The organism is Halanaerobiales bacterium (assembly GCA_035270125.1).
GTDB lineage: Bacteria > Bacillota > Halanaerobiia > Halanaerobiales > DATFIM01 > DATFIM01.
In genome coordinates, this window is the sequence record DATFIM010000098.1 from 1 (window position 1) to 7,330 (window position 7,330).

At 27.7% G+C, this 7,330-nt stretch carries 8 protein-coding genes; 2 read left to right on the forward strand and 6 right to left on the reverse strand.

Features of this window, described 5'->3' with window-relative positions; translation table 11 throughout:
• Positions 1-155: 155 nt before the first annotated feature.
• Genes VJ881_05305 through VJ881_05330 form a run of 6 tightly spaced genes read right to left on the reverse strand, consistent with a single transcriptional unit; the run spans position 156 to position 5,243 of the window.
• Positions 156-884 (reverse strand): SIMPL domain-containing protein, encoded by a 729-nt coding sequence (locus tag VJ881_05305; protein HKL75467.1) that lies wholly within the window; start codon positions 882-884, stop codon positions 156-158.
• 27 nt (positions 885-911) lie between these two features.
• Complete coding sequence (locus tag VJ881_05310) at positions 912-2,282, reverse strand: MATE family efflux transporter (GenBank protein ID HKL75468.1); 1,371 nt, start codon at positions 2,280-2,282, stop codon at positions 912-914.
• An 8-nt stretch (positions 2,283-2,290) separates the two neighbouring features.
• A complete protein-coding gene (locus tag VJ881_05315) occupies positions 2,291-2,728 on the reverse strand; it encodes a Fur family transcriptional regulator (GenBank protein HKL75469.1) in 438 nt (145 codons plus the stop codon).
• A 27-nt stretch (positions 2,729-2,755) separates the two neighbouring features.
• Positions 2,756-3,565: a metal ABC transporter permease gene (locus tag VJ881_05320; protein ID HKL75470.1), complete on the reverse strand. Its 810-nt coding sequence runs from the start codon at positions 3,563-3,565 to the stop codon at positions 2,756-2,758.
• A complete protein-coding gene (locus tag VJ881_05325) occupies positions 3,546-4,340 on the reverse strand; it encodes a metal ABC transporter ATP-binding protein (protein HKL75471.1) in 795 nt (264 codons plus the stop codon). Before VJ881_05325 ends, VJ881_05320 begins: the two co-directional genes overlap by 20 nt.
• An 18-nt stretch (positions 4,341-4,358) precedes the next feature.
• Positions 4,359-5,243, reverse strand: a complete 885-nt coding sequence (locus VJ881_05330) for a zinc ABC transporter substrate-binding protein (GenBank protein HKL75472.1) — start codon at positions 5,241-5,243, stop codon at positions 4,359-4,361.
• Between the two features lie 164 nt (positions 5,244-5,407).
• On the opposite strand from VJ881_05330, the gene VJ881_05335 reads away from it, so the two are divergent.
• Positions 5,408-6,067 (forward strand): TetR/AcrR family transcriptional regulator, encoded by a 660-nt coding sequence (locus VJ881_05335; protein ID HKL75473.1) that lies wholly within the window; start codon positions 5,408-5,410, stop codon positions 6,065-6,067.
• Positions 6,068-6,361: 294 nt separating this feature from the next.
• On the forward strand, positions 6,362-7,246 hold the full coding sequence (locus VJ881_05340; GenBank protein ID HKL75474.1) for a glycine betaine ABC transporter substrate-binding protein: 885 nt from the start codon (positions 6,362-6,364) through the stop codon (positions 7,244-7,246).
• The last annotated feature ends 84 nt before the right edge of the window (positions 7,247-7,330 follow it).

Here is a 7,330-nt window from a genome sequence, read left to right on the forward strand (position 1 = left end):
AAAATAGGGCCAAGTCCTTCAAGTTTACTTAAACCAATCCAGTATTTTTTATTATTCATAATTTCCCTCCTTATTACTTATTATATAATAATTAGATAATAAGTAATATTTTTCCTGCATAATTGCTTATTTATTTTTAAGGAGGGAAATAAATCTTATTCACTTAAAATATATTCTCCTCTGAGATTTACAGAAATTTTTATTTTACTTGGATCAATATTGGTTGAATTAATAGAACTTTCATTTATGCTAGTTTTCATATTATTAAAATATAAAGTGCTTCCCTGTAAATTATCATTAACAGTTAGATTTATTAATTCATATTCATTTTTGTTAAGATTATCTTTAATATATTTCACTTTATTCTCTAAGCTAAATAAAGCTTTTTCTATTACTTTTTCTCTTGCTTTAACCTCATTTTCTAATGAATATTGTAGATTGTATATTGTATTTGCCCCAACTTTTAAACTATCATCGATTATTTTTGAAATAAGTTCTAAATTATAGCTTTTTATTTCTAACATATTTCTAATTTTATAATATTGTATTTTCTGTTGTTCTTCTTCTTTTTCATAAACTGGGTAAATATTAAAAGATATATTTGCTATTTCCAATTGATCGTATTTAGTTAAAATATTTTTGATCTCATTTATTTTTTTATTATTTTCATTTTTAGCAATTTCTAATTTTTCCGACCTTGTTTCTACTCCCAAAATTATTTTAACTTTATCTGGTGAAAATTCCATTTCTTCCTGAGCACTTAAATTTATTGTACTCTTTAAAGTTTCATCCTGAGAATTTAAAGTATTTTGATTGGTAATAAATAAAAAACCAAACATTATAACTAAAATTATAAGCATACTATATAATAATTTATTATTCACAAAATCACCTCAAAATATATTTTTTTATCATACTTTTATTTTTTTCCATTTACCAGATCTAAATCTTAAAAAAACATATCCACCTCTTATACTCCAATCAATAACCATTGCCAGCCAGGCACCTACAAGTCCCCAATTAAAAATATTTATAAATATATATGCCATTCCCAATCTTCCAATCCAACTTGAAATTGCTGTACTATAAAAAACTGACTTAGTGTCTCCTGCTCCCCTTAAAGCACCAGCAAAAATAAATTGAGTTCCCATCGGTATTTGAGCAAATGCAACTATTCTTAAGTTTCTAACTCCCAACCTTATTATCTCTGGGTCATCTGTATATAGCTTCATTAAAAATTCTGGAAAAATCAAAAATACTAGAGCCATAACTCCCATTATCATTGATCCTATTTTCCAGGATTCAAAAGCACTTTCTTCAGCCTGTTCAGGTTGTTTTGCACCTAAATTTTGTCCCACAAGTGTTGTTGCTGCAACTGCCATTCCAAATCCAGGCATATATGATAAAGACTCTGCATTTACTGCAACCTGATGAGATGCATAAGCAATAGTACCCAAACCAGCAACCAAACGAACATAAAAAATTTGAGCGATTCTCATTACAAATTGTTCCATCGCAGCAGGAAGTCCTACTTTTAAAACCCTTTGAATTAATTCAAAATCTATAGTAAAGAAATTTTTCTTTACTATTGTAATAACAGAAGTTTTACGAAAAACATGAATAATAACTAAAACACCACCTAATCCTCTTGAAACACTTGTAGCTATTGCAGCTCCCATAAAACCAAGTTCAGGTGCACCTAAATTACCAAATATTAAAGCATAATTTCCGATTACATTTAAAATATTTACCAGTATATTAATCTTCATTGGAGTTTGAGTATCTCCAGCACCCCTTAATGCAGCAAAAACCATAAAACTTAAAAACATAAAATACATACCAGGAGCTAAAATTTGTAAATACATTGTTCCAAGCCTAATTACTTCACCTTCAGCTCCCATCATTGTTATTATGTTTTTAGCAAAATAATAATATAATCCAAGTAAAACAAAAGCCAAAAAACTTGCTATTAGTAGAGATTGTTGTAAAACTTTTCCTCCCCTTTTTTCTTCCTTTGCCCCAACAAATCTAGCTACTAATGCTGTTGTCCCAACACTAATTGAAGCTCCAATTGCCTGAATTAAAAATAAAGGTTGCATAGAAAGACCAATAGCTGTAATTGCTGCTGCTCCTATCCTTCCAACCATCATCATATCAACTATTCTTGTAAAAGTCATTAAAGATCTTTCGGCAATTACCGGCCAGGCCAATTTAAATATAATTTTTTTGGTAGATTCAGTTTCAACAATTTCTTCTTTTAAATCTGGATCATCTATTTTCATTTCGTCACCTACTTTGATTTATCAAAATTGTTATCCTGGCATTCAGGACAAACCCCATACATTTCCATATCATGATTTTTTATTACATAATTAGTTTCTTCTTCAATTTCTTTTTCAAAATTAGCTAAAGGACATTTAATTGGCAAAATTTCTCCACATTTTATACATATTAAATGTTGATGATGTTTTTCTTCTAACATTTCATACCGCTTTTCATCACTATAAAAATTTAATTGTCTTAGAATCTCATTTTTAGTAAAAAATTTTAAGTTTCTATATATTGTAGATAAACGAATATTATATTTTTTTTCTTCAACAATTTTATTTATTTCTGTTGCAGTTAGAGGCTTTTTTTCTTTATCAATTATACTTAAAATTTGTAACCTGGTTTTTGTAACCTGAATATTATTATCTTTTAATTTGTTTTTCAATTCCTTATCAGTCATAAAATAAATTCACCTCACTTTTTATAATTATCCTTCTCGTATATTTTTAAATAACGCGATAAACAGATAACTTCCCCCAGCAAGTAAAATTATAGTTGCTCCTGAAGGTATATCAAAATTATAGGATAGATATAGACCTATAGCTGAAAACATTATACTTAAAAATACAGCAGTTGCCATCATCTTTTTTAAACTATAAGTAAAAATTCTTGCTATAGCAGCTGGAGCAGTTAATAAAGCAATTACTAAAATAATTCCAACCAATTTAATTACTACAACAATTGAAAAGGCTATTAAAATAAATAGAAAATATTCCATAAATCCTGTATTAATTCCCAGAACTGACAAAAATTCATCATCGAATAAATAGGCTTTCCAGTATTTATAATAAGAACTAATTATGAACAGAATAAAAAATGCTAAAATAGCAGCAAAAATTACATCAAGCCTGGAAGTAGTTAAAATATCCCCAAATAAATAAGTAGACATAGTAGGTGGATAACCAGGAGTAAAAGAAATAAACAAAATCCCCAGGGCCATACCTACAGACCAAAATAAACCAATAAGAGTATCTGATCTTGTATTAATTTGATTTTTTATTTTCACAATAGAAAGAGCTGAAAAAACTGCAAAAGCTAAACCTCCAATCAGGGGCTCAAATCCAAGATAATATCCAAGCCCAATCCCACCAAAGGAGGTATGAGCAATACCTCCACTCATCATTACTAAATTTTTTTCAATTACTATTGTACCAATTATTCCACAGATAATACTTGCAAAAAAAGCACTCATAACCGCATTTTGCATAAAATTATAATTAATTATTGCTTCTATCAACTTTTTCACCTGCCTTATGATTATGGTTATGATTACCCAAAACTCTATGAGGCATACCATGTGCTATTAAATCTACAGGACAACCATAAACATTTTTTACTGTTTCAGGATCTAATTGTTTTTCATGATGATGATAAAGTTTTTTATTTAAACAGGCCACACTATCCAAATAACTGGCAACTGCTTCCATGTTGTGACTAACAATTATAATTGTCATATCCTTATTTATTTCACTTAATAATTCGTATATCTGAGTAGTAGAACTGGCATCAATACTGGCAGTTGGTTCATCTAAAAGCAATATTTTGGGTTCAGTCATTAGAGCTCTTCCTATTAAAACTTTTTGGAGTTGACCTCCAGATAATTGTCCAATTTGACGGTTTCTCAGATTATAAATATCTAATTTTTTCATTATACTTTTTGCTTTTTTATAATCTTTTTTATTATATTTTTTAAATAATTTTAGATTGTCTTTGAGTATACCTGATAAGACTACTTCCTCAACATTAATAGGAAAATCTTTATCAAATTGTGAAGCCTGGGGAACATAACCTAAAAGACCATTTAGTTCTTTTGGTTCTTTCCCATATATTTTTATTTCTCCTTTTTTAAAATCAATTAAACCCACAATAGCTTTAAGTAAAGTACTTTTCCCTCCACCATTAGGACCTATAATTCCCAAAAAATGTTTATCGGGTATTTTCAAATTAATATCTTCTAAAACCTGATTTTCTCCATATTCAACAAACAAATTTTTTATTTCCAGAGCAATCATTTAATCACCTCTAATAAATTATTTATAAGAGTTAACAATCAAATCAGCAATCTTTTTCATGTTTTCTACATAATTTTCGGCTAAAGGGTTTATTTCTACTGTTTTTCCATCAATTTCAGAAGCTATAACCTCTGTTTGTTTACTATCAATTGTTGCTTGGTGAAATATTGTTTTTATATTTTCATTTTTGGCAAAGTCTATTAACTCCTGTAACCTTTTTGGAGTTGCTTCTTTACCATTCTTTTCAATAGCTTTTAAATCAAGTCCATATTCCTCAGTAAAATAACCTAATACAGGATGATAAATTAAAACAGTTTTTCCTTTTAAGTTACTAAGTCTATCTTTTATATATAAATCCATCTCATTTAATTTAGTTAAATATTCATTACTTCTTTTTTGATAATAATCTTCATTATCTGGGTCCAATTCAATTAATTTGTTAGTTATAACTTCTACAATATATTTTACTCTTTTAGTAGACATCCAAATGTGAGGGTCAACACCACCATCACTGAATTTTCTTGGCTCATATTTATCTGAAGTAATTTTATCAAGTTTTATTAATTTTATATCTTTATTAAACTTTTTTATTTTAGGTAGTATATTTGATTTTTCTGCAGGCATCTGGAAAGTAAAATAATAATTAGCTTCACTTATTTTTTTCAATTTAGATGGTGATGGTGCATAATTTGCCGGGCTATAACCAGGTGGAATCATTACTGAAGAATCAATTTTTTCACCACCAACTTTATCAATAAAAGTTTTTAGGGGAGTAATACCGGCAATAACCTGTATTTTGGATTGTTTTGCATAAATACTATTACTAAAAAAACTGGCAAAAACTAAAAATATAAAAACAAAAGTAAATAGAATAATAATTTTTGAATTTATCTTATTAAACAATTTCATCACTCCTTTTGCAAATTATTTGCATTTTGCATGTATTTATTATAAAACTAAATTCTTGTTTTTGTCAAGTAACAGCATTTGAATTTGAATCTATTATATTATATCCTATACTACAGTACTAATTTATTATACTTAATTTCTTAAAAGAGGTGATAAAAATGATTAATATAAATAAAGACGACCAAAAAAAGAAAAAGATGTTAAAAAAATTCATAAATGCTACAACTGATGTTATAAAAAATGAAGGAATTGATAATGTAACTATTAGAAAAGTTGCCGACATTGCTGGCTTTAATAGTGCGACCATATATAATTACTTTGATAATTGTAAACAATTAATCTTTTTTGCATCAATTAATTTTATTAGTGATTATGTAGTTGAAATGCCCTCTTATATTGAAAATAGCGATAATCCTGTAGAACGATTAATGAAAATGTGGGAGTATTTTTCACTTCACTCATTTAAAAATCCAAAAATTTATTATGCTATTTTTTCGGAAAATTTAGGTGATAAATCTGAAAATCTTATTAGAAATTATTATAAATTATTTCCTGAAGAATTAAATAATGCACCAAACAATTTATTACCAATGCTTTTGGAATCAGATTTATCAAAAAGAGCTCAAATTGCTATTCAACCCTGTATAGATAAAGGATTTTTCAGTGAAAAAGAAGCAAAATTGGTAGATGAAGGAATTCGTCTGGCCTATCATGGCATGTTAACCTTAATAATAAATAATCGTGTAGAATATACTCCTGAAGAAGCCACCGATCATTTAAAAACTCATATTAAAACTATAATTAATAACTATATTTAAGAACAATTTTTAAATTTATATAATAATAATTAAATTATTTTTTTAATTTTCTTAATATTTTTAATTTTATTATTACTACTATAAGCTTGATTTATTAATTAATTTTGTTATAATATCAAAGAGCATAAAGGAGAATATAGAAGTATTATTGAGAATTTAGGCAATTTTTATATCTAATTTTATTTCAATGATACACATTATTACTCATAGTCACTCATTTTCACTCATACTATTTATCGTTTTCAATTTTTAAAAATTTATTAATTTAAATTACTCTAAAGGAGGAATTTAAAAATGAAATATCTTAAAACATCAATAATTACATTATCATTGTTAGCATTAGTTATAACCGGGCTGGGTTTTTATAATAATCAGGTTCAGGCTGCCGATGATCCAATACAAATTGGTTATGTTAATTGGGCTGGAACAGTTGCAGAGACTAATGTTGTTAAAGCAATACTTGAAAATAAATTAGATTTAGATGTTCAAACTAAAATGGTTGGTGCAGGACCGGTTTATGCTGCCTTAGCTGAAGGAGATATTGACTTTTTTCTTGGAGGATGGCTTCCTATGACTCATAAAAGTTATGTAGATAAATATGAGAATGAAATAATAAAAACAGGTGTAAACTACCTGGGAGCAAGAATTGGATTAGTTGTTCCTGATTATGTTGATATTGATTCAATAAAAGAACTTAAAGAAAATAAGGAAAAATTTGATGGTGAAATTATAGGTATAGATCCTGGAGCAGGTGTTATGAAAGCAACTAGAGAAGCTTTAGATCATTACGGACTTGATAACTTTAAATTAGTTAGCAGTAGTGGACCAGCTATGGTTGGATCACTTAAAAAAGCTATTCAAAATGAAGAATGGGTAGTAGTAACAGGCTGGAAGCCACATTATAAATTTGCACGTTTTGATCTTAAATTTTTAAATGATCCTGATAAAATATATGGAGAAACTGAAAATGTATATACTCTTCACAACCCTAAATTAGCACAAGAAAACCCCAAAATTGTAACCTTCTTACATGATTTCAGAATGGACAGTAGTCAATTAGGTGAAGTTATGGGCTGGATTGCAGAAGGTATGGACCCTGAAAAAGCTGGAGAAAAATGGGTTAATGAAAATCCTGAAATAGTAAATGATTGGTTAACAGCTTCATCTGTTTCTGAGTAAATTTATTACTTAAGACCCGGTTTATTATTAAAATAAATCCGGGTCTTTTTATTAATTATAGTTGTTTTTTAGTTTAATCTCTTT

Coding starts and splice junctions, on each gene's coding strand:
- VJ881_05315 (HKL75469.1), bottom strand. CDS start 2,728: ATGACTGATAAGGAATTGAAAAACAAATTAAAAGATAATAATATTCAG.
- VJ881_05340 (HKL75474.1), top strand. CDS start 6,362: ATGAAATATCTTAAAACATCAATAATTACATTATCATTGTTAGCATTA.
- VJ881_05310 (HKL75468.1), bottom strand. CDS start 2,282: ATGAAAATAGATGATCCAGATTTAAAAGAAGAAATTGTTGAAACTGAA.
- VJ881_05325 (HKL75471.1), bottom strand. CDS start 4,340: ATGATTGCTCTGGAAATAAAAAATTTGTTTGTTGAATATGGAGAAAAT.
- VJ881_05335 (HKL75473.1), top strand. CDS start 5,408: ATGATTAATATAAATAAAGACGACCAAAAAAAGAAAAAGATGTTAAAA.